This window comes from Psychrobacter sp. UBA3480 (genome assembly GCF_002377945.1).
Lineage (GTDB): Bacteria > Pseudomonadota > Gammaproteobacteria > Pseudomonadales > Moraxellaceae > Psychrobacter.
This window is the reverse complement of record NZ_DFQV01000032.1, coordinates 52004-72522: the sequence shown is the minus strand read 5'-3', so window position 1 is coordinate 72522 and position 20519 is coordinate 52004. Positions and strand designations below refer to the sequence as shown.

The window sequence follows — 20519 nt, the reverse complement described above, 5'->3', positions numbered from 1 at the left end:
TCTGCATGATAGTTGTATGGCTTTATATGTAGTATAGCCATGCAACGTGTTTGGTTTTGGTATGACATATTGATAGCCATAAGTTGTAATGATTTATGGCTCCTAAATATATTAGCTATCGAATATATTTTCTATGTTCGGTTTTTTAGGTTTAGTTTTTACATTTATAAGTGTCTTTGGTTTTATATTTATCGATGGTATGACCGAATAATGACACGTTCATCTTTCGCAATCCGTTATCTACTCTATCGTTTACGTTCACCTTTTTGAGATCGTCATGGCAATATCTGACAAACCTGCGAATCGCCGCACTGCTACACCTTATAATACCGATGTCGGCGAGCTATTCGTGCGCCGGTTTAATGTGGTGAGCATTTATGTGGTCGTGCTACTGCTATTGGCAGCCACGATTGTATGGAGTGGTATCAAAACTGCCGAAGAAGTTCAGCAATATCATCAGGACTACAAAACCTTGCAAGACATGAAAAAACAAGAACGTAAGCTACAAGTAGAGCATCAGCGTCTATTGATTGAGCAGCAAACCTTTAGCGCCACACCGCAGATTGCCAGTCGAGCGGTTGCCGAATTGGGTATGTATTCGCCAACATTAAAGGATAAGCTGATTATCCAGCCTGGTGTAGCAACGGCATTGGTGCCAGTGGTTATGGAAGACTCAGATGAAGATATGAATGACGTTATTGGGCCACGTGCCTCTACCGACATCTCTCCTGAAGAATCAGCGACGGAGGCAGGACAATGAGTGAGAAAAAGTCTAAATCCACCGCAAAAAACACCAGCAAAAAACCAGCCAGCGGCAAGGTAACCAAACCTCTCCGCCGAGCCAGTGCGGCTAAATCTGGTCAGACGAGCAGCAAGCCCGATAAAGCTGCAAGCAATCGTAAGGCAAAATTGTTCGGACGCATCAAAAAAAGCGACACCCAAGGCGCTTATACCAGTGTAAAAAACCGCAAAAGTAAAATGGTTTTTTCGAGCAAAGCATCAGGTGCTTCTGCTCTTGGCGGTTTTGAACAAGACAAAAACCGTTTTCGTATGGTCTGGGGTCTAGCGCTGGTCATATTAGCGCTACTGATTAGTCGCGCCTATTATATTCAGGTTGCTAATGCACAGTTTTATCAAGACAAAGGCAATGAGCTCATTACCAGTGAGCGCACTCAAAAATCTTATCGCGGTATGATTACTGATCGTAATAATCTACCGCTTGCGGTCAGCGCGCCGCTTGCAACGGTTTCGTTTAGTCCGCATGATTATTCGCGTGAATACTATGAGCTAAAGCGCATTATCATTACCAACCCTAGCAGTCCACAATTACAGGCGCGTATGCAAAAGCGTCTAGATAATATGGACCTGACCAAGCTAGCCGCTGCTGCCAATATCTCGGTCGATGATTTGAAAAAAGTCACTGCTATTGATGACAGTATCGATGTGACCGATGAGAAAGCCGTAAAAGCAGCTTTGCCATCTGGCGCAGGATCGCACTATTTGCCATTGCTTAATAAGGTTACACCTGAGATTGCCCAAAGCGTCAGCTCGCTTGATTTCCCTGGTGTCTATGAAAAGAATTTCTTTCAACGTTATTATCCGCAGCCACAGTCTAATGCACAGCTGCTGGGCTTTATGGGTCAGAACGCTAAAGATCCTGAAGGCGGTTACGAAGGCCGTGCTGGTATTGAGCGTCAGTATGAAAAAGATCTGGCGGGTGATGACGGAAAAGTACTGGTTCTAAAAGACGCCAAACAAAACAGCCTAAAAGAAATTAAGCAGATTGAGCCAGAAGTACCCGGCAAAGATGTGGCATTGACGATTGATTCGCGCTTACAGTATTTGCTATATAAAGAGCTAGAAAAAGCTGGGCGTTTGCAAAAAGCACGTTGGTCAACGGGTATGATTGTTGATGTGCAAACTGGTGAAGTGCTGGCACTATCAACATGGCCGTCGTTTAACTCGAACAACCTTAACGAGATGACGGGTGAAAACCAGCGTAACCGCGCACTGCTAGATGTGTTTGAGCCAGGTTCGGTGATGAAACCGTTTACTGTTGCAGCGGCGCTAGACTCGGGTAAATATACGCCAACGACCTTGATTGATACCAATCCTGGTTCGATTCGCGTACGTGGCTATACCATTCGAGATCATAACAACTTGGGCATGATTAACATGGCCACGCTATTACAGAAGTCTAGTAACGTTGCCTCCACCAAAATTGCATTGTCGCTACCGCCCGATGCCATCACCAATATGCAACGACAGTTTGGCTTTGGCTCGAAGACTCCGTTACAGTTCCCAGGAGAAGGTAGTGGGCTAGTCGTGACGCCAGAAGAAAAAGAGACCTCACGTCGTGCAACGATCAGTTATGGTTATGGTATGGAAGCGACGCTAGCGCAGGTGGCGCAGGCTTATTCAGCGTTGGCGGCAGGCGGGGTCATGCATCCATTGACCTTGACCAAAACTGACAAACCCCAGCCAAGTAAACGCATTATGGCGCATGAGCAAGCGATGTCTATCGTGCAAATGCTCGAAAGCGTTACAGAGCCTGGTGGTACGGCAAAAGCCGCCGCTATTGATGGCTATCGCGTGGCAGGTAAGACGGGCACTTCGCGCCGTATCAACCCAGCAGGTGGTTACTATACGGATCAGTATCGTAATGTCTTTGCTGGTATGGCACCTGCATCTAATCCAAAGCTGGTAGGCGTAATGCTTATCGAAGACCCACGTGGTCAGATTTATGCTGGTCTCACAGTCGCACCTGTTTTTCATAATGTGATGAAAGAAGCATTGCGATTGTATAATGTGCCTTTGGATAAGCCACTAAAAACGGAAGCGCAGTAAGCGTTCAATTATTTTAAATGTCCAGTTCTACTGAGCTGACACGTTTTAACTGTTTAGGATTTATCTATGACTATATCATCGCTAGATAGCGCTACTGTTACTTTACAACGGCTTATAGATGCTAATAAAAGCCAGCAGCAAAAACTGGCTGAGCAGCTTACAGTGATGATAGCAGCATCGATTCAGGAAGCATCCAATCAGGTATGTTCAGGTCAAGCTCAGTCTATTGCCCATATTCCGTTTCAACAATTTCGCTTAGACAATCGCCAATTGGATGCGAATGACGTATTTGTCCTTTTAAAAAGTCAAACAGCCAACCCTCAAAAAAGTCGCGATTATCTACTGCAAGCCGCTGAGCAAGCCGCGTTTATTCTCTCAGAGATTGACCCTAGTATTTTGCTTAGCGAAGCAACAAATCTCTCAAATACCAGTAGTGAACCTAAGACAGATAGTATTGCTAATGCACAGCAGCAACTAGCAGCATTACCATGCCCTGTATTATACGTTCCTAACATTCGCGACTTTTTGGGTAGCTTAATTCAAGCGCGCCTGCAATATCAGCAGCCAGTGACTCTACCGACCGTGGTTGCGGTGACTGGTACGAATGGCAAAACAACCATCAGTCAATTAGTGGCACAGCTTACTCAGTTGATGGGCCAGAGTAGCGCGGTCATGGGTACGGCAGGTAATGGTAGACTTGGCGCTCTAGTGCAAGCCAGTCATACCACAGGCGATGCTTTAGCTGTCCAACAGTTTCTATATCAAATGGGGACAGAGCAGGCAGAAATATTGGCATTAGAGGCCAGCTCTCACGGATTGGACCAGCAACGTCTACAAGGTATGCCAGTCACTGTGGCGATTTATACCAATTTGAGCCGTGACCATTTAGATTACCATGCTGATATGGCAGAATATGCCGCTGCCAAAGCCAAGCTGTTTGATAAAGCCCATTTTCCAAATTTGACCCATGCCATTATTAATATTGATGATGAGCACGCTCAGGTTATGTTAGATACGGCAAACGCCAGCGGTTTGACGGTATGGACATACAGTTTGGATTCATCAAAAACTGCTACTTTTGTTGCCGCTGATATCATACCAAGTCTGCAAGGCGTCAAAATAAATCTGCGTACTAATTTTGGCGATGACAAAGCTGACAGCATAGAGGTTGTTAGTCCATTATTAGGTCGCTTCAATGTTGCCAATTTGCTCGCAGCGATAGCAGCTGTCGTAGCACTCGATGTTGACTTGGCTATGAATATCGAGCGTATTGCGCCTGCTGTTGCACAGTTGCAAGGTGCGGTTGGGCGTATGCAGCGCGTACCGTCAGATGATGGCTGCTTCATCGTTGATTATGCGCATACTCCAGATGCGCTAAGCCAAGTGCTGGCAAGCTTAAAGACCCACTGTAAAGGTCAGCTTTGGGCAGTATTTGGTTGCGGCGGAGATCGTGATGCAGGCAAGCGACCATTGATGGCGCAAGCAGGTCTAGCAGGTGCTGATCAAGTTGTTTTGACCGCGGATAATCCACGCACCGAAGACCCTAATATGATTTTGCAAGATATGCAGGCTGGTATGACCGCTGAGCAATATCAACGAACCCATATCGAGCCTGCCCGTCAGACGGCCATTGAATATGCAGTTAGTCACTCAGGTGTAGATGATATCGTTGTCATCGCAGGCAAAGGTCATGAGACCTATCAAGAGATTAACAACGTTCGCTATGATTTCGATGACAGTGTTGTTTTGCAGCAGGCATTGAATCAAGCTGGCCGTGTGTAATTGATTGGCTCGCGATGCATGCATTAGTAAGAATTGATCATTAAATATAAAAATTAAGTAGTCATCATATAAGGTAATCATTATGACAGCCGACACCGATAATACTGCCCAGACGCAAGGGCTCTATGTCTGGCAAATGGACAATATGCTCGCAGCGACCACGTCGCTCGATGGGCATTGGCAACTACCACAAGGCCATACAGCAGAACAGACGGCCTTAGCCAGTAAGCGTATAGCCACTGATACCCGCACGATAAAGCCAGGTGATATATTTTTGTCGTTAAGCGGCGATAATTTCGATGGTCACGATTATATCGAAACAGCAATATCAAAAGGCGCTGTTGCCGCTGTCGTCTCGCGTCCTATTTCGTTGTCCGGCCCAAATGCTATTCCGCAATTGGTAGTCAGCGATACCCGTTTGGCGCTAGGTCAATTGGCAGCATATCGTCGTCAGCAGCATACAGATTTAACCGTGATTGCTATTACGGGCTCTAGTGGCAAGACCACCTGCAAAGAAATGCTAGGCAGTATCTTTGGTAGATTGGCACCGACCTTAATCACTCGTGGTAACCTCAATAACGATTTGGGTGTACCAATGATGTTGCTTGAGCTATCAGACCATCATCGTTATGCTATTTTAGAGTTGGGCGCAAACCATATTGGCGAGATTGCTTATACGACTGAAATTGTTCAGCCTGATGTGGCCTGTATCTTAAACATCGGTACAGCGCATTTGGGTGAGTTTGGTAGCCGTGAAGGCATCTGCCAGACCAAAGCAGAGATTTACCATACGTTGACGGACGCGCAGTTTGCGATTGTTCCTGATAAGGATGACTTTACCAATCAGTTGCGTCGTATCGCTGAAAAGCACACCTCACATGTGATTGGCTTTGGTAATACGGATGTAAGCGCAAGCCATCTAGACGTAGAGCCTGAACGTAGCGAATTTAAGCTACATATCGGTAACCAAGTCCATGATATCAACTTGCCATTGGCAGGTGAGCACAATGTCAATAATGCCTTGGCCGCTGCTGCCTGTGCACATGCGCTGAATATTGAGGTGAGCGACATCGTCATTGGGCTCGAAAATGCGCGTCCTGCTAAAGGTCGTCTAAATAGCCAGATACTTGGTATGCATCGTCTTATTGATGATACTTATAATGCCAACCCTCATTCGGTACGTGCCGCCGCCAAAGTATTGGCCGCGCAAACAGGTACGCAGGTCATGGTGCTGGGCGATATCGGTGAGCTAGGAGAGGCTGCTATTAGTGAACATCAAAGCTTGGGCCGTACTATCGCGACCACAGGTATCAATGTGCTGCTTTGTGTTGGCGAATATGCCCCTTATACCGTTGCAGGTGCGCAAGAGGTGTCTGATATCAGTGCTCATGCTTTTGCCGACAAAGACAGTTTATTACAGTATTTACAGCCGTATTTGCAAGCGCAACAAGCTAAGCCTTGTACTGTGTTATTCAAAGGCTCTCGTTCCATGGGAATGGAAACACTTATTCATGCGCTAGTAGAGGAGTAGGCGGTGTTAGTTTGGTTGTTCGGCTGGCTTGGCCAGTATTATACGCCGTTTTCTGCGGTTTCTTCGTTGACACTACGAGCATTGCTTGCAGTTGTTACCGCCCTTGTATTTAGCATGATGTTTGGTGGCCGTGTCATTCGGCACTTGCGTTCGCTCAAATATGGTCAGGCCATTCGTAATGATGGGCCTCAATCGCATTTGGCCAAGACTGGTACACCAACCATGGGCGGGGTATTGATCCTAAGTGCGATTGGCATATCGACGCTGCTGTGGGCACGATTGAACAATCCCTATGTTTGGATTTTGCTCGTGGTTATGGTTATCTTCGGCGCCGTAGGTTGGGCTGATGATTGGCTAAAAATTAAGTACAAAGATCCAAAAGGCTTAATCGCTCGCAAAAAGTACTTTTGGTTGTCTATGGGTGCGTTATTTGTCGGTGTGTCTTTGTATTATATCGCCACATTACAACCCGATATCAACACCACGCGTGAGATGCAAGATTTGCTATTGCCAGTATTCAAAGACTGGATGATTCCATTTTCAGCAGTGCCATTTGGTATTGGCTTCATCATCTTTACCTATTTTGTGATTAATGGTGCTTCTAACGCAGTCAATCTAACCGATGGTTTGGATGGTTTGGCGATTTTGCCAGTCGTTCTCGTCGCTGCAGGTTTGGGCGCGATGGCCTATGTATCAGGCGATGTACGCTTTGCTGATTACTTGCATGTGCCTTATATTCCTTATAACTCCGAAGTCATCATCGTCTGCGGTTCAATGGTCGGAGCAGGCCTTGGTTTCTTATGGTTCAACGCGCATCCAGCACAAGTATTTATGGGTGATGTTGGCGCGCTAGCATTGGGTGCAATGCTGGGTACTATCGCCGTAATGACCCGTCAAGAGATTGCCTTTGCGATTATGGGTGGTTTGTTTGTCGCCGAAGCGCTATCAGTTATGTTGCAAGTTGGCTCGTACAAACTACGCAAAAAACGCGTCTTCCGTATGGCACCGCTGCATCATCATTTCGAAGAAATTGGCTGGAAAGAAACACAAGTGGTGGCGAGATTTTGGATTATTGCTATTATTCTTGTCATCCTCGGGTTAATGACGCTAAAGCTGCGTTAAGCTATAACAGCCGAATATCTATATAGCTATCAATTTGCAAAACTCCAAAAAGCCGTCTCAATTATTATTGAGACGGCTTTTTGTCGCTCAAGACCCATGAATTTTGTTAAAATGCGAAGCATATTGCTATCACTTTGAGATGCCCGTGTCGTTATTTATTTGTCCACTTTGTCAGTCATCACTACAGCTTGCCGCAGATACTTGGCGCTGTGATGGTAGTTTGCACCCTAAGCAAATTTCGCATCCTTTTGATGTAGCGCGTCAAGGCTATGTCAACCTGCTGCCAGTACAACAAAAAAAGTCCAAAGCACCTGGGGATAGCCAAGAGTCTATCGATGCGCGTAAACGGTTTTTGAATCATGGGCACTATGCACCGCTCCAAAAACTAATTAGTCAAAAAATGACAGAGTTGCTGTCTAACGATGAGTTTATAAACGAGCAAGATAGCAAGCCAGTCAGTTGGCTTGATATTGGCTGCGGAGAAGGCTATTACACGCAGGCAATGGCACAAATGGGGTTGAAGGTTATAGACACGCTGATAGCCGCTGACATCAGTAAGCCTGCAGTGGTTGAGCTGGCCAAAGTCAGTAAACTAGCAGGTCGTCTATGGTATCAGCCGCGCCAAGAAGATACTGCCAAAACGACAGCGGTCTATCCATTAGTGACCAGTGCTGCACATTTACCATTACGCCCGCACAGTATGACGGGTATTAGCAGTATTTTTAGCCCTATCTTGCCCGAGGCGTTTGATAATGTGTTGATGTATGGTGGCTATCTGATCATTGCCAAGCCTGATGTCGGGCATTTGGCAACGATGCGTGATGCGCTATTTGATGATGTACGTGAGCATGATTCTGATAAATTTTTGCAAGAATTGGCACCATATTTTACGTTGGTTGAGACCTGCCGTGTCAGTACAGAGCTAACGTTATCCGCAGAGGATTTGGCTGATTTGATGACGATGACACCTTATGCGTACCGTGCCCGCAGCGAAAAAAGGCAAGTACTATTGGCTGCCGTAGAAACAGCAGCATTTAGCACAGAGGCGAAGTTTGTGGTTTATATTTTGCAGAAAACGTCTGTTTAGCACATTTAGAGCATAGCAGTATGGAGTATTGCTATGCTCGTTTTAAATATTAGCCAGCAACTTCACCGTTTCCGTATTTGCATTCTTCAACAATCAGCTAGTCATTCGCGTTTTTATAAATACCCTTTCTACGATGCTTACCGATGAATCGTAAATAGTCTGTCATTTAACCAAACATTACGCCAACACCTAACATTCCTTTGATCGCGTATGCCCTCGTAACAATCGCAACCTTTCTTCAAGTTTCATAAATCTACTTAATACTAGAATCATTTATCATTCTCTTTGTCGATAGAGTAAAGCTTTATCACGATAGTTCATTTAACACTAAGTGAATTATCTATAGCTACTCTAAATATGAATTCAAAGGAATAAAATGATGAAAAAGATACTAGTTAGCTCGATTTTAGCCGCTACTGCTTGTTTGTCGATGGTCGGTCAAGCCAATGCTGCACCTAATTTTGATAAGCATCATTCAGCTCAAGTACAGCAACAAAAGCACAGCAACAATAAAGCGAGTAATAACTATAAGCAGGCCAAAGCTAAGGCAGCCAAGTCACATCACAAAGCGAACGTAGTGGCTGCTAAGCACAAAACAACAGCTAAAAATGTCCATGCTAAAAACAGCCACGACAAAAACGGTCATGATAAAAATAACCATGATCGTCGCTCATAAAAATACAATCCTAGAATCCAAAAATAGCGCCTTAATTAGGCGCTATTTTTTTTGTTCTTATATGACACTATTGATCGTTACTAATTGAGCAAATGCTACTGACTGATAAACGTCATTGATTTGGATATGCCGCTTTTATTAGGCTGAGTGAGTGTGACTTTACTACTCAAAACATCGCCTTTGGCATTGATTTTATAGCATTCTGAAGACGTACCTGCAGCACCAGAAGTCAAAAGTAGATTGCCTGAGGTTTCTATACAGAGCCACGCCGTGTTATTTGTATCTTGTGTGAGCGACCAGTCCTGCTTATAGGTAGCGGTTTTCTGACGCATACTGCTGTCAGCATATACGTTTTCAGTGATAAGCTGACTTGAGTCGCCTACAGTAGCCATTTTAGGGATACTCGTCGTTTGGTTAGCGATTGAATACTCACCCGTACTATCCGTAAAACCATGGAACACCAAGGGATTTAGCGTAAAGTAATTGATAGCGACTGACTGATCCGTGATCTGCTGATTCACTGTGTTGATTGTGCTGACTTCTGCGCCTTGTACCATTTTATTATTAAAGCGCATGCTGCCTTTAGGGGTGATTTGAATATCTGCGGCTACGTTTTGTCCGCCGACAGTAGCGACCAATTTTTCACTACGTTGTTTGGTATAGATATTGAGTAGGGCAGTCTCAACTGGGTATTGAGTGACCACTTTATCAGAGCTATTACTTTGACTGGTATTACCTGTTGCCGTGCCGCCCATGCCAGTCGCGCAAGCACTCAACCCGAGTCCTGCTACGATACACATTCCTAGTGTTTTCATCGTTGTATCCTTTAGTTTATTTAAATAAATACTACCGATATCTACTATAATCCAATTTTTGGACAATGGCATCTGCCGAGTATCAGTGACCTTACTGTTATTACATTTTTGTACGGTATAGCAATGATGGTAAATATAGATATAAAGCTAGATTAAGCGCCACAGGAAAACTAAAAGCCTTTTAGCATAAAGGTTTAGGGATAAAATTAAGCTGATAATAAAACGAATCGTAATAGAATATCGAATCATTTAACGGTAATTTCATATGGCCAAACACGACTGAAAAAATGCTTGTAATCTGCACCACTGTAAAAAATCTATTCAAAAAGAGATAAAGACGAAGCTTGCTAATACGACTCGGCTTTATTCGAATGCGTGAAAATAGGTTACAATAGCTGTTCAAGAAAACATATCTCTAGTACGTCATAAATAAGCCACTTTAAGTGGCTTATTTATTGGTAAAAATAAAAAAGTGCAAAAAGATTAGATGGTTTTTCGCTGTCCAAAAGTTGATAGCGCGTATCAATGCCAACGTCGGTATATCAATACATACTCTCAAAGGGAAAAATAAATGTCAGTTAATGAAGCATTATTAGATGAAGTCAAACAATGGCGCAAACAGATTCATAGCCAGCCTGAGCTTGGATTCAAAGAATTTAAGACCTCTTCATTCATCGTAGATAAATTACAATCTTTTGGTATTGAAGTCCATCAAGGCTTGGGTGGCACTGGTGTGGTTGGCACTTTGAAGAATGGTGTAGGCCCTACTATCGGTATAAGAGCCGATATTGACGCGTTGCCAATTGCAGAACAAAACGACGTTGATCACAAATCTACCCATGCAAACTGTATGCACGCCTGTGGTCACGATGGTCATACCTCTGTTCTGCTAGGAGCGGCAAAACACTTAAGTCAACATAAAGAGTTTAGTGGCACCATTCACTTTGTTTTTCAGCCTGCAGAGGAAGTGTTAGGCGGCGCCAAAGCCATGATTGATGATGGCTTATTTGATAAATTTCCGATGGATGCCGTTTATGGCTTGCATAACTGGCCTGGGTTGCCAGTGGGGGAAATCGCTGTAAACAATGGTCCTATGATGGCTTCTTTTGATACTTTTGAGATTACATTGACGGGTAAAGGCACGCATGCTGCCATGCCGCATTTGGGTGCTGACCCTATAGCCGCAGGTGCTGCACTAATCACCAATATTCAATCTATTATCTCTCGCCGCGTCTCGCCATTGCAGTCTGGCGTTATCAGCGTGACGCAAATGAACAGCGGCGATACCACCAACGTGATTCCAGATGTTGCCATCTTAAAAGGCACGGTTCGTAGCTTTGATATGGATGTGCGCCAATCTATGCAAGAGATGCTCACAGAAATGGTCGCCACTCTGCCGCCTTTATATGGTGTCAAAGGCGAGATGGATTACCACATTCGTTATCCAGTAACCACCAACGACAGTCAGGCTTACCTTGAGATTAAAGAAGCGGCTACTAAGGCGTTGGGCGTTGATAAAGTCAATACCGATGTAGAACCTTCTATGGCTTCTGAAGACTTCTCATTTATGAGTCAGGTAGTTAAAAGCGCCTATTTTTGGTTGGGCGTTGATGGCAGCATACCTTCTAAGCCACTGCACAATGCCTCTTATGATTTCAATGATGATGCTATCGAGACCGGTATCAAGGTATGGGTTTCTTTGGTTGAGTCGGGGTTACCAAAGAGCGCTGAATAAAATTTTATTATCGACAGATAAAACTCAACAGACCAAGTTCAATCAATAGAGTCATCATCATACTCAAAGGGAATTCATATGAACAACAATAGCGTGCTGTCACCTACTATGACAAAGCACCTGCTTGATTGGAAACTGCATTTATTAGTGATTGCGGTATCGTTATTAGCAGAATGGATAGGTATTATAAAAATCCCTATCGGTATTGGCATTTTGGTGTTACTGCCATTACTTTATGCTTTCATCTTTGCGATTTTATTAAATCCCAATGTCGTGCCTTCGATGAAAGCGGTTATAACCAAAAAACGCGCCAAGTTTGCCAGTTATGCCATTCTGTTAAGTATTATGCCTTTTATCGCCAAATTCGGTGTTGGTGTTGGTCCCAATATCGAAGAAATCATCGCTGCTGGTCCAGCACTACTATTGCAAGAGTTAGGTAATGTAGCGACCGTTTTGATTGCGCTACCGGTTGCAGTGCTTGTCTTTGGCATGGGCCGAGAAGCTATCGGTGCCACGCACTCCGTTGCTCGTGAACCTAACGTTGCTTTGATTGCTGATAAATACGGCTTACAAAGTCCAGAAGGCATCGGTGTGATGGGTGTCTATGTCATGGGTACGTTGTTTGGTGCAATTTACTTCTCACTAATGGCAGGTATCATTGCTTCGATGGATATCATGGATGTACGCGCACTTGCTATGGCATGCGGTATTGGTAGCGGTAGTATGATGGGTGCTTGTTCAGCAGCATTGGCAGAGACGGTTCCTGCCCAAGCAGAAACTATTACTGCATTTGCCGCCACTTCTAACCTGTTAACGTATGCCACTGGTTTATTTGTTAGTTTATTTGTGGCACTGCCTTTTACAGAGTTTTTGTATAAAGTAGTCAGTAAATTTAAGAAGAGCCAGCAGACAGTCGCTACGTCAGAAACCAATCTCGATGCAGTCATGGAAGAGCCTGCCAGTCTGTCAATCATGCAGTCTTTTATTTTATTAGCTGTGATTTGTGTGGTCTTGCTACTAAGCAATTGGGTAGGGCAAGATGTAAATCCATTAGTAGCATTACCTGCCATGCTCATTTTATTTGCATGTTGCGTGATCGGCATGCTGTTAAAGCGATTTATCCCAGTCAATGTACCGGCGATTGCTTGGATATCTATTGTAGCTATTTTAATCTCTCTACCACAGTTTCCATTTAATGCTTATGTTTTGGAAGAAACCGCCAAACTAGGCGTTCTGCAATTATTAACGCCAGTCCTTGCTTATGCTGGTTTTGCCATCTCGCAAATGGAAGTCGATTTGTTTAAGAAGTCTGGCTTTAAAATTGCCATTGTTGCGGTATTAACCTTTACAGGTACGTTTATCGGATCAGCGATGATTGCGCAAGCTATGCTCTAAAAGCTAGGTTAGTATTTGAAGATAGTAAAAAACCCCAGTTGATCAACTGGGGTTTTTGTTTTTTATCCTACAGCAGGGCATATAGTTATCTTGGTTTATAACCCTTGTATGAGTTACTCTCAGCCCATGGTAAGAAATTTTTAGTTTGGTCAAATAATGTGTTGTTTGACTAGATATATAGTTATTAGATTCATTCAGCACACGAAATCAAGGTTAAACAGAAGTATAGGATAAGTATAGACTGAAAGTCTTACTGTTAAACTGTCAAAAAATATTTAGAGAAGGGTAGAATAAGATAGAAAAACAAAGGCTTTGCTTACGCAAAATAAGATTGGCGGTGAAGGAGGAATTCGAACTAATATAATAAGTATTTGATTTAATTATATTTTTTATAATAAATAATTATGTTAGACCAGCATATAGACCAACAGCGACGCAGTATTGAAGGCAAGACAAGTAATAAGATTTTTCTCACAAATATTTGAGACTAAATATTTCTAAAATCTTATTTAGTCTCAAATATATATTATCAGTAAAAAATCATCTTCTGCTTCAGTTTATTTCATTTGTCATCGAACAGGTGATACTCGACTTCGAAAATCTAAGTCGATGCAATTTTTTATCAGCTAAAGAGGAGGGCCAAATGAGTTATTTGATCTTCTAATGTTTGCATCACCTTTTAAGTTATTCTTGAACTACAAAATTACTTTATGCGATTGAGATCCATATTGCAACTGTGAGTTGCAAGTGTTTTTGGGAATGTTTAGATTTTAGCATGGGTTATTAGTATGAATATTTTATCGAGTGAAACAAAAAAAGAGACCAGTTAATGGTCTCTTTTTATTTGCATTAGATTTTGTTTCGAGTTATCTCACCGTTAAGCAATCTCAGAATATTGAATGGATTCTCATCCTTCAATGCTTCTGGTAATAAGCTTTGAGGATAGTTTTGATAACACACAGGGCGTAGATAACGGTCAATTGCCAGCGTTCCGACCGAAGTGCCACGTGCATCAGACGTTGCCGGATAAGGTCCGCCATGAACCATTGCCTCACAGACTTCTACACCTGTTGGATAACCGTTTAATAGTAAGCGTCCGGCCTTCTCTTCTAATACAGGTACAACATCTGAGAATCCATCAAAATCTGCTTCATCTGCGATTAAAGTTGCCGTTAACTGGCCGTTCATGCTACTTAGTGCTTGAATCAGCTGCGCTTTGTCTTTGACTTCAATGACTATCGTCGCAGGACCAAAAATCTCTTCCTGTAGTAACTGGTTGCCTGCCAGCAGTAATTCCACATCTGCTTTAAACAACTGCGGTTGAGCTTGATCCCCTTGTTGAGGCTGGCCCGCTAAATGTTGGAACCCTTCATGCCCCATTAAATCTTCTAGACCCAATGAGTAGCTTTCTAACGTACCTGCATTCAACATGGTTTGTGCAGGTTTGTCATCGATAATAGTTATCAATTTTTCAAGAAATCGACTGTATTCAGGTGATTTAATCCCAATGATTAAACCAGGGTTGGTGCAAAACTGTCCACATCCCATCACGACAGAATCTGCTAAATCTTGAGCAATGCTATCACCACGATTTTTTAGGGCAGCTGGCAGCATGAGCATAGGATTTATACTGCTCATTTCTGCAAATACTGGAATAGGGTTGGGGCGAGCGGCTGCCATAGCGCCTAAGGCTTGACCACCTTTTAGCGAACCTGTAAAACCAACCGCTTGAATCAACGGGTGTTTTACTAGCGTTTCACCGACACCACTGCCATAAAGCATACTAAACACGCCTTTAGGCATACTAGTGCTTGTAACAGCTCTATCAATCGCTTGTGCTACTTGATCCGCCGTTACCATATGTCCACTATGCGCTTTGACAACGACAGGACACCCTGCCGCTAAAGCAGAGGCAGTATCACCGCCTGCTGTTGAAAAAGCTAAGGGAAAGTTACTGGCTCCAAACACAGCAATCGGACCGACGCCTATCTTTACTTGACGTAAATCTACACGTGGCATGGGCTCACGCTCAGGCAGTGCCGTATCGATACGAGCCCCTAAATAGTCACCGCGGCGTAGCACTTTAGCAAATAAACGCATTTGACCACTGGTACGACCACGCTCGCCTTGTAAGCGTGCAAGCGGTAGCGCGGTCTCTTGTGAAATATTGTCAAGAAAGTCTTGCCCTAGTGCATCTAGCTCATCGGCAATCGCTTCTAGAAATAACGCGCGCTGTTCAGGTGACGTATTACGATAGCTTTTAAAGGCTTCACTCGCGGCTTCGCAGGCCTTATTGACCTCTTCTTCAGTCGCTTGATGAAACTCATAAGCCAAAGGTTCTCCAGTGCTAGCATTAACGCTTTGTAAGACTTTGCTGCCAAGCGCGCTGCGCTGACCTGCAATAAAATTATGTCCGATAATCATAGTATTCTCCTTAGAGTGTTTTAACTGAACCAATGGATAGTTCAGGTTGAGTATGTGCAATCTTATTTTTTAAAGAATGACCAAATTCTTTCATCTCAATCTCAAATTCATCACCGACTTGGGTTTGCATGCCATCTGCAAATGACAGCGTCGCCGTACCAAAATAATGAATGTGTACGTCACCCGGTTTTAAGAACTGCTGATATTTAAAATGGTGGTATTCAAGATTGGTTAGGCTATGACACATATTGTCTTCACCGGATAAAAATTCTTTTTCCCAAATCACGTCACCATCACGGCGCAAGCGACTGGTACCCACTAAATATTTCGGAAGCTCACCTGTACGTAGCTCTGGACCATAACTACAGAAACGTAATTTGGAATGGGCAAGATATAAATAGTTGCGACGTTCCATGATGTGATCAGAAAATTCATTGCCCATAGCAAATCCAATTCGATAGGGTTTTGAGTCTGGACCGATCACATACAGACCTGCAATTTCAGGTTCTTCGCCACCATCTTCTGCAAAATTAGGTAGCGGCAGATCAGCACCAGGACGAACCACAATGGAGCCGTCGCCTTTATAGAACCACTCAGGTTGTGCGCCCACCTCACCGTCAGCAGGTTTTCCTTTTTCAATACCCAATTGAAATATACGCATGGTGTCGGTTACTGAGGCAGTATCAGCCACGTTCTGTTGGTGCATTTTGTCACGAGTAGCGGCGGAGCCTAGATGGGTCAAACCCGTCCCTGAGACAAAACAATGTGCGGTATCTGGATGATCCAAAGGCGGAAGTACCTGTAAGTTGTCTAGTAGTTGTGCATAGTCATAGTTCTCAGAGGAAAAGCCTAACTGTTCGATCTGTTGCTCTAGACTTAATTTATTTTTAATCGCCATTAATGCTAAGTCTCGAACTGTTCCAACCTGTTTGACTGGTTTGACAGTGTTATTTTCGACAATGCCAACCGCACGGTGACGGTCTTGGGTTTCAAATTGAATGATATTCATAATCAATGTCCTTAATACGCTTGTTCGCTAACGGTTGTTTTTTCAGATTTCTTTTTTTCAAATTTGGCATAGACGAAATAGGTCAGAATCAAACCAAATACCATAACCATAGAGAGAAAATATAAGCCTGCTGCCATGTGACCCGTGTATTCCTTTAATAAGCCAATACCATAAGGTCCCAAATAACCGCCCAAGTTACCTACAGAGTTGATCAACGCAATACCAGCTGCCGCACTACTGCCTGTTAAGAAACGGCCTGGCAGTGTCCAAAAAACAGCCGTTGTTGAAAACAAGCAAAAAGCGACAGTAGATAGGGCAACTAACTGCAAGACAGGAGAGGTGAGCCAAGCACTTAAGAACATGGCAAAAGCACCTACCGCATAAAGAAAACCAAGATGCCCATAACGATCATTTAAACGGTCACTACTGCGCGGAATAATTAAAAGTCCGACGACACCAAAAAGATAAGGAATACTCGATAAAAAGCCAACTCGTAAATCGCTGCCACCACCAAACTGCTTGATAATAGTGGGTAGCCATAAATTTAAGCCATAAATACTCAAGGTAACAGGCAGGTAATACAGTGCAAGAAGTAATACACGTTTGTCTTTTAACGCATGTAAAGGATTGGCATGCCTTGTTTGCTCATACTCAGATTCATCTTTAACCAATTCACTTTGCAGCCAGTTTTTTTGCTCTGCGGTTAACCAGTTGGCGGTTTTGATATCATCTGGCAAATACAAATAAGTCGGTAGAGCCAAGAGAACAGCAGGTAAGCCGACGGCTATAAACAACCACTGCCAGCCATGCATGTTTGCCATCCCATCCATACCTAGTAAAGCACCAGATAACGGGCCTGCAATTACCATTGCAATAGGCTGCGATAGAACGAACATCCCCATGATTTTTCCGCGGTGACGGACTGGGAACCATTGGGTAATCAGATATAAGACACCAGGAAAAAAACCTGCCTCAGCAACACCGAGCAAGAACCTAAGTGCGTAAAAGCTCTTAGGGCCTTGTATGAGCGCCATCGCCATGGTAATCAAACCCCATGTCAATAAAATGCGAGTGAACCACTTACGCGCCCCAAACTTGGCTAAAAGTAAGTTACTTGGCACTTCAAACATGAAGTAACCAATAAAGAATAAGCCTGCGCCAAATCCATAAGCAGCGTCACCTATACCAACATCAGCGCCCATATGTAGATGGGCAAAGCCGACTGCACCGCGATCAATATAAGCGACCACATAAAGCAAAATCAATGCAGGGATTAATTTGTAGGTCACTTTTCGTATAACGTTCTTTTCGAAATCCATATCCGACTCCACGTTCCATGTGGTAATTCTCAAGCACCACGCCAAAGAGAAATTATCTGTAATTAAATGCGTTATCAGTAGATAACTGGAATAATGTGTAAAAGCTTTAACTAAAATATAGTAATACTATTTAAATATCAACCCTTTTAAAAAGATAGATTTTAGTGTATTTTGATTATTATTGTTTAAATAGTAATACTATATAAGGATATAGACATGTCAAAAAAGAAGCCACTACGTTCAACAGCTTGGTTTGGAACAGCTGATAAAAATGGATTTATGTACCGTAGTTGGATGAAGAATCAAGGCATTCCAGATCATGAGTTTGATGGCAGACCCATTATTGGTATTTGTAATACTTGGTCAGAACTGACACCTTGTAATGCACATTTTCGCAAAATTGCTGAGCATGTGAAAAAAGGAATTTTAGAAGCGGGTGGTTATCCTGTTGAATTCCCTGTTTTCTCCAACGGGGAATCCAACCTACGTCCAACGGCGATGCTGACGCGTAATTTGGCAAGTATGGATGTAGAAGAAGCGATTCGCGGTAACCCTATGGATGGTGTCGTGCTGTTAACAGGCTGTGATAAAACCACACCCGCCTTATTAATGGGCGCAGCCAGTTGTGATGTTCCTGCAATTGTCGTCACAGGTGGGCCCATGCTAAACGGCAAACATAAAGGAAAAGATATTGGCGCTGGCACCATCGTCTGGCAAATGCACGAAGAGCTAAAAGCTGGCAAAATTGATCTCAATGAATTTTTATCTGCAGAATCGGGCATGTCGCGCTCAGCGGGTACGTGTAATACGATGGGTACGGCCTCTACAATGGCTTGTATGGCTGAAGCACTAGGTACTTCTTTACCGCACAATGCCGCTATTCCAGCAGTGGATTCGCGGCGTTATGTTTTGGCGCACTTATCAGGTATGCGTATTGTCGATATGGTCAAAGAAGATCTGACGTTATCCAAAATTTTAACCAAAGAAGCGTTTGAAAATGCGATTAAAGTCAATGCCGCAATTGGCGGTTCAACCAATGCTGTCATTCATTTAAAAGCCATTGCTGGGCGTATTGGTGTTGATTTAGAGCTAGAGGATTGGAATCGTGTTGGTCGCGGTATGCCTACCATTGTTGATTTGCAGCCATCAGGTCGATTTTTGATGGAAGAATTTTATTATAGCGGTGGCTTACCTGCGGTACTGCGCCGTATGGGTGAGCACAATCTGCTACCACATCCTCAAGCACTGACTGTGAATGGACAAAGCATTTGGGAGAATTGCAAAAGCTCGCCTATCTATAATGATGAAGTCATCCGTCAAGTGGACAATCCACTGAGTAAAGATGGCGGTATGTGTATCTTACATGGCAACCTAGCACCGAAAGGAGCTGTGCTCAAACCGTCCGCCGCGTCAGCAGAATTGATGAAACATCGTGGTCGTGCCGTGGTGTTTGAAGACCTTGATGACTATAAAGCACGTATTGTAGATCCAAATTTGGATGTCGATGAAACTTGCATTTTGGTACTAAAAAATGCAGGACCTAAAGGGTATCCGGGTATGGCTGAAGTCGGTAATATGGGATTGCCGCCCAAATTGTTAGAAAAAGGGATCACAGATATGCTGAGAATTTCTGATGCTCGCATGAGTGGTACGGCGTATGGAAGCGTGGTATTACACGTGGCACCAGAAGCCCGCGCAGGGGGGCCATTGGCTGCGGTACAAAACGGTGATTTTATTGAACTTGATGCATATGCAGGCAAATTGCACTTAGATGTTAGCGATGAAGAGCTACAGCAACGCTTAGCTAGTTTACCAGAGCCACCTAAACCTAACTTTATTGGTGGGTATCGTGAACTCTATGTCAAGCATGTACTGCAAGCTGATGAAGGCTGCGATTTCGATTTTCTTGTCGGCTGTCGCGGTTCTGAGGTTCCTCGTCATTCACACTAATTTACTCAAATATTCGCACTGGTTTATGCAAAATACAAGACCTTGTTAATTGATAAGGTCTTGTATAACATACTAGTGTCAAATATGAGTAACGATAAGATATGAGCACTGCCGACTACAAGAACCCTGTCCCAAGCAAAAGCCAACATGCATTAATGGTTCAACAATTAGGTCTAAAAATTATTTCTGGCGAATTTCCTGAAAATGAAAAATTACCTTCCTCAGCTGAGTTGTGTGAGGAGTTTCAGGTCAGTCGTCCTGTCTCTCGTGAAGCTATACGGGTACTGAACTCTAAGGGCCTGACGTACTCACGTCCAAAAGTCGGTACGGTCGTACGGCCAAAGGATGAATGGCACTTACTCGATCCAGATGTGCTTTTTTGGTTGATTCAGTCCACACCAGAAAATGATTTTTTTAAAACCCTGTCGACCGTTCGACGTGTTTTAGAGCCTGAAATGGCCTATATCGCTGCTAGTACCGCAACCGATGACGATATTGCACAGATCAAAAAAGCGTACGATGGCATGGAGAAGGCTACGAGTGCGGAAGAATTTATGCAACCTGACATAGATTTCCATCTTGCCATTGCAAAGGCCACGCATAATGACCTACTTGCTTATATGTCGAGAATGCTGGTATTACCTCTACAGCAATCTATTCAGTTGACCAGCCTAAGACCTAACTTACAAACGCATTCATTACCAAGACACAAAGCTATCTTAACGGCAATCGAGAGTAAAGATCCTCTATCAGCAAGACTTGCTTCTTTAGTGCAATTGGATGATACCAACGTGGCCTATACCTTAATCAAAAAGTAATCTTCAGTA

15 protein-coding genes are annotated in these 20519 nt (G+C 43.5%); 11 read left to right on the top strand and 4 right to left on the bottom strand.

Going from position 1 to position 20519, the window contains the following annotated elements; translation table 11 throughout:
- Positions 1-277 precede the first annotated feature (277 nt).
- The 7 genes from ftsL (at position 278) to B2863_RS12760 (ending at position 9045) form a co-directional block, all read left to right on the top strand.
- Positions 278-760 carry a cell division protein FtsL gene (ftsL, locus tag B2863_RS12790; RefSeq protein ID WP_296211284.1) on the top strand — a complete coding sequence of 161 codons (483 nt, stop codon included), beginning with the start codon at positions 278-280 and terminating at the stop codon, positions 758-760.
- A complete protein-coding gene (locus B2863_RS12785; protein WP_296211282.1) occupies positions 757-2847 on the top strand; it encodes a peptidoglycan D,D-transpeptidase FtsI family protein in 2091 nt (696 codons plus the stop codon). The genes ftsL and B2863_RS12785 overlap by 4 nt, the downstream gene beginning before the upstream one ends.
- A 66-nt stretch (positions 2848-2913) precedes the next feature.
- Complete coding sequence (locus B2863_RS12780; RefSeq protein WP_296211280.1) at positions 2914-4629, top strand: UDP-N-acetylmuramoyl-L-alanyl-D-glutamate--2,6-diaminopimelate ligase; 1716 nt, start codon at positions 2914-2916, stop codon at positions 4627-4629.
- Positions 4630-4711: 82 nt separating this feature from the next.
- The gene (locus B2863_RS12775) at positions 4712-6160 is read left to right on the top strand and encodes a UDP-N-acetylmuramoyl-tripeptide--D-alanyl-D-alanine ligase (RefSeq protein ID WP_296211279.1); all 1449 of its coding nucleotides are present in this window, start codon (positions 4712-4714) and stop codon (positions 6158-6160) included.
- A 3-nt stretch (positions 6161-6163) separates the two neighbouring features.
- Positions 6164-7282, top strand: a complete 1119-nt coding sequence (gene mraY, locus B2863_RS12770; protein ID WP_101205970.1) for a phospho-N-acetylmuramoyl-pentapeptide-transferase — start codon at positions 6164-6166, stop codon at positions 7280-7282.
- 139 nt (positions 7283-7421) lie between these two features.
- Positions 7422-8369 carry a putative RNA methyltransferase gene (locus B2863_RS12765; RefSeq protein WP_296211277.1) on the top strand — a complete coding sequence of 316 codons (948 nt, stop codon included), beginning with the start codon at positions 7422-7424 and terminating at the stop codon, positions 8367-8369.
- 379 nt (positions 8370-8748) lie between these two features.
- A complete protein-coding gene (locus tag B2863_RS12760) occupies positions 8749-9045 on the top strand; it encodes a hypothetical protein (RefSeq protein WP_296211276.1) in 297 nt (98 codons plus the stop codon).
- A 95-nt stretch (positions 9046-9140) separates the two neighbouring features.
- Here the strand turns inward: B2863_RS12760 and B2863_RS12755 are convergent, their stop codons facing one another.
- Positions 9141-9860: a hypothetical protein gene (locus B2863_RS12755; protein WP_296211273.1), complete on the bottom strand. Its 720-nt coding sequence runs from the start codon at positions 9858-9860 to the stop codon at positions 9141-9143.
- 571 nt (positions 9861-10431) lie between these two features.
- On the opposite strand from B2863_RS12755, the gene B2863_RS12750 reads away from it, so the two are divergent.
- The gene (locus tag B2863_RS12750) at positions 10432-11595 is read left to right on the top strand and encodes a M20 aminoacylase family protein (protein WP_296211271.1); all 1164 of its coding nucleotides are present in this window, start codon (positions 10432-10434) and stop codon (positions 11593-11595) included.
- Between the two features lie 78 nt (positions 11596-11673).
- A complete protein-coding gene (locus B2863_RS12745) occupies positions 11674-12990 on the top strand; it encodes a DUF3100 domain-containing protein (RefSeq protein WP_296211270.1) in 1317 nt (438 codons plus the stop codon).
- Between the two features lie 849 nt (positions 12991-13839).
- On the opposite strand, the gene B2863_RS12740 is transcribed toward B2863_RS12745, so the two are convergent.
- From B2863_RS12740 to B2863_RS12730, 3 genes are read right to left on the bottom strand one after another with little or no spacing between them, the layout of a single operon-like run.
- A complete protein-coding gene (locus B2863_RS12740; RefSeq protein WP_296211268.1) occupies positions 13840-15414 on the bottom strand; it encodes an aldehyde dehydrogenase (NADP(+)) in 1575 nt (524 codons plus the stop codon).
- Positions 15415-15424: 10 nt separating this feature from the next.
- Positions 15425-16423 carry an AraD1 family protein gene (gene araD1 / locus B2863_RS12735; RefSeq protein ID WP_296211267.1) on the bottom strand — a complete coding sequence of 333 codons (999 nt, stop codon included), beginning with the start codon at positions 16421-16423 and terminating at the stop codon, positions 15425-15427.
- 11 nt (positions 16424-16434) lie between these two features.
- On the bottom strand, positions 16435-17742 hold the full coding sequence (locus B2863_RS12730; RefSeq protein ID WP_296211265.1) for an MFS transporter: 1308 nt from the start codon (positions 17740-17742) through the stop codon (positions 16435-16437).
- A 216-nt stretch (positions 17743-17958) separates the two neighbouring features.
- Between B2863_RS12730 and B2863_RS12725 the strand changes: the two genes are divergently transcribed.
- Positions 17959-19692 carry an IlvD/Edd family dehydratase gene (locus B2863_RS12725; RefSeq protein WP_198328241.1) on the top strand — a complete coding sequence of 578 codons (1734 nt, stop codon included), beginning with the start codon at positions 17959-17961 and terminating at the stop codon, positions 19690-19692.
- 101 nt (positions 19693-19793) lie between these two features.
- On the top strand, positions 19794-20510 hold the full coding sequence (locus tag B2863_RS12720) for a FadR/GntR family transcriptional regulator (protein WP_193006518.1): 717 nt from the start codon (positions 19794-19796) through the stop codon (positions 20508-20510).
- Positions 20511-20519 lie beyond the last annotated feature (9 nt).

What these genes read in the sequence shown, in the direction of transcription:
- B2863_RS12760 (WP_296211276.1), top strand. Translation starts at nt 8,749, where the DNA reads ATGAAAAAGATACTAGTTAGCTCGATTTTAGCCGCTACTGCTTGTTTG.
- B2863_RS12765 (WP_296211277.1), top strand. Translation starts at nt 7,422, where the DNA reads ATGCCCGTGTCGTTATTTATTTGTCCACTTTGTCAGTCATCACTACAG.
- B2863_RS12785 (WP_296211282.1), top strand. Translation starts at nt 757, where the DNA reads ATGAGTGAGAAAAAGTCTAAATCCACCGCAAAAAACACCAGCAAAAAA.
- B2863_RS12725 (WP_198328241.1), top strand. Translation starts at nt 17,959, where the DNA reads ATGTCAAAAAAGAAGCCACTACGTTCAACAGCTTGGTTTGGAACAGCT.
- B2863_RS12755 (WP_296211273.1), bottom strand. Translation starts at nt 9,860, where the DNA reads ATGAAAACACTAGGAATGTGTATCGTAGCAGGACTCGGGTTGAGTGCT.
- B2863_RS12730 (WP_296211265.1), bottom strand. Translation starts at nt 17,742, where the DNA reads ATGGATTTCGAAAAGAACGTTATACGAAAAGTGACCTACAAATTAATC.
- B2863_RS12745 (WP_296211270.1), top strand. Translation starts at nt 11,674, where the DNA reads ATGAACAACAATAGCGTGCTGTCACCTACTATGACAAAGCACCTGCTT.
- B2863_RS12720 (WP_193006518.1), top strand. Translation starts at nt 19,794, where the DNA reads ATGAGCACTGCCGACTACAAGAACCCTGTCCCAAGCAAAAGCCAACAT.
- B2863_RS12750 (WP_296211271.1), top strand. Translation starts at nt 10,432, where the DNA reads ATGTCAGTTAATGAAGCATTATTAGATGAAGTCAAACAATGGCGCAAA.
- araD1 (WP_296211267.1), bottom strand. Translation starts at nt 16,423, where the DNA reads ATGAATATCATTCAATTTGAAACCCAAGACCGTCACCGTGCGGTTGGC.
- B2863_RS12740 (WP_296211268.1), bottom strand. Translation starts at nt 15,414, where the DNA reads ATGATTATCGGACATAATTTTATTGCAGGTCAGCGCAGCGCGCTTGGC.
- B2863_RS12780 (WP_296211280.1), top strand. Translation starts at nt 2,914, where the DNA reads ATGACTATATCATCGCTAGATAGCGCTACTGTTACTTTACAACGGCTT.
- ftsL (WP_296211284.1), top strand. Translation starts at nt 278, where the DNA reads ATGGCAATATCTGACAAACCTGCGAATCGCCGCACTGCTACACCTTAT.
- B2863_RS12775 (WP_296211279.1), top strand. Translation starts at nt 4,712, where the DNA reads ATGACAGCCGACACCGATAATACTGCCCAGACGCAAGGGCTCTATGTC.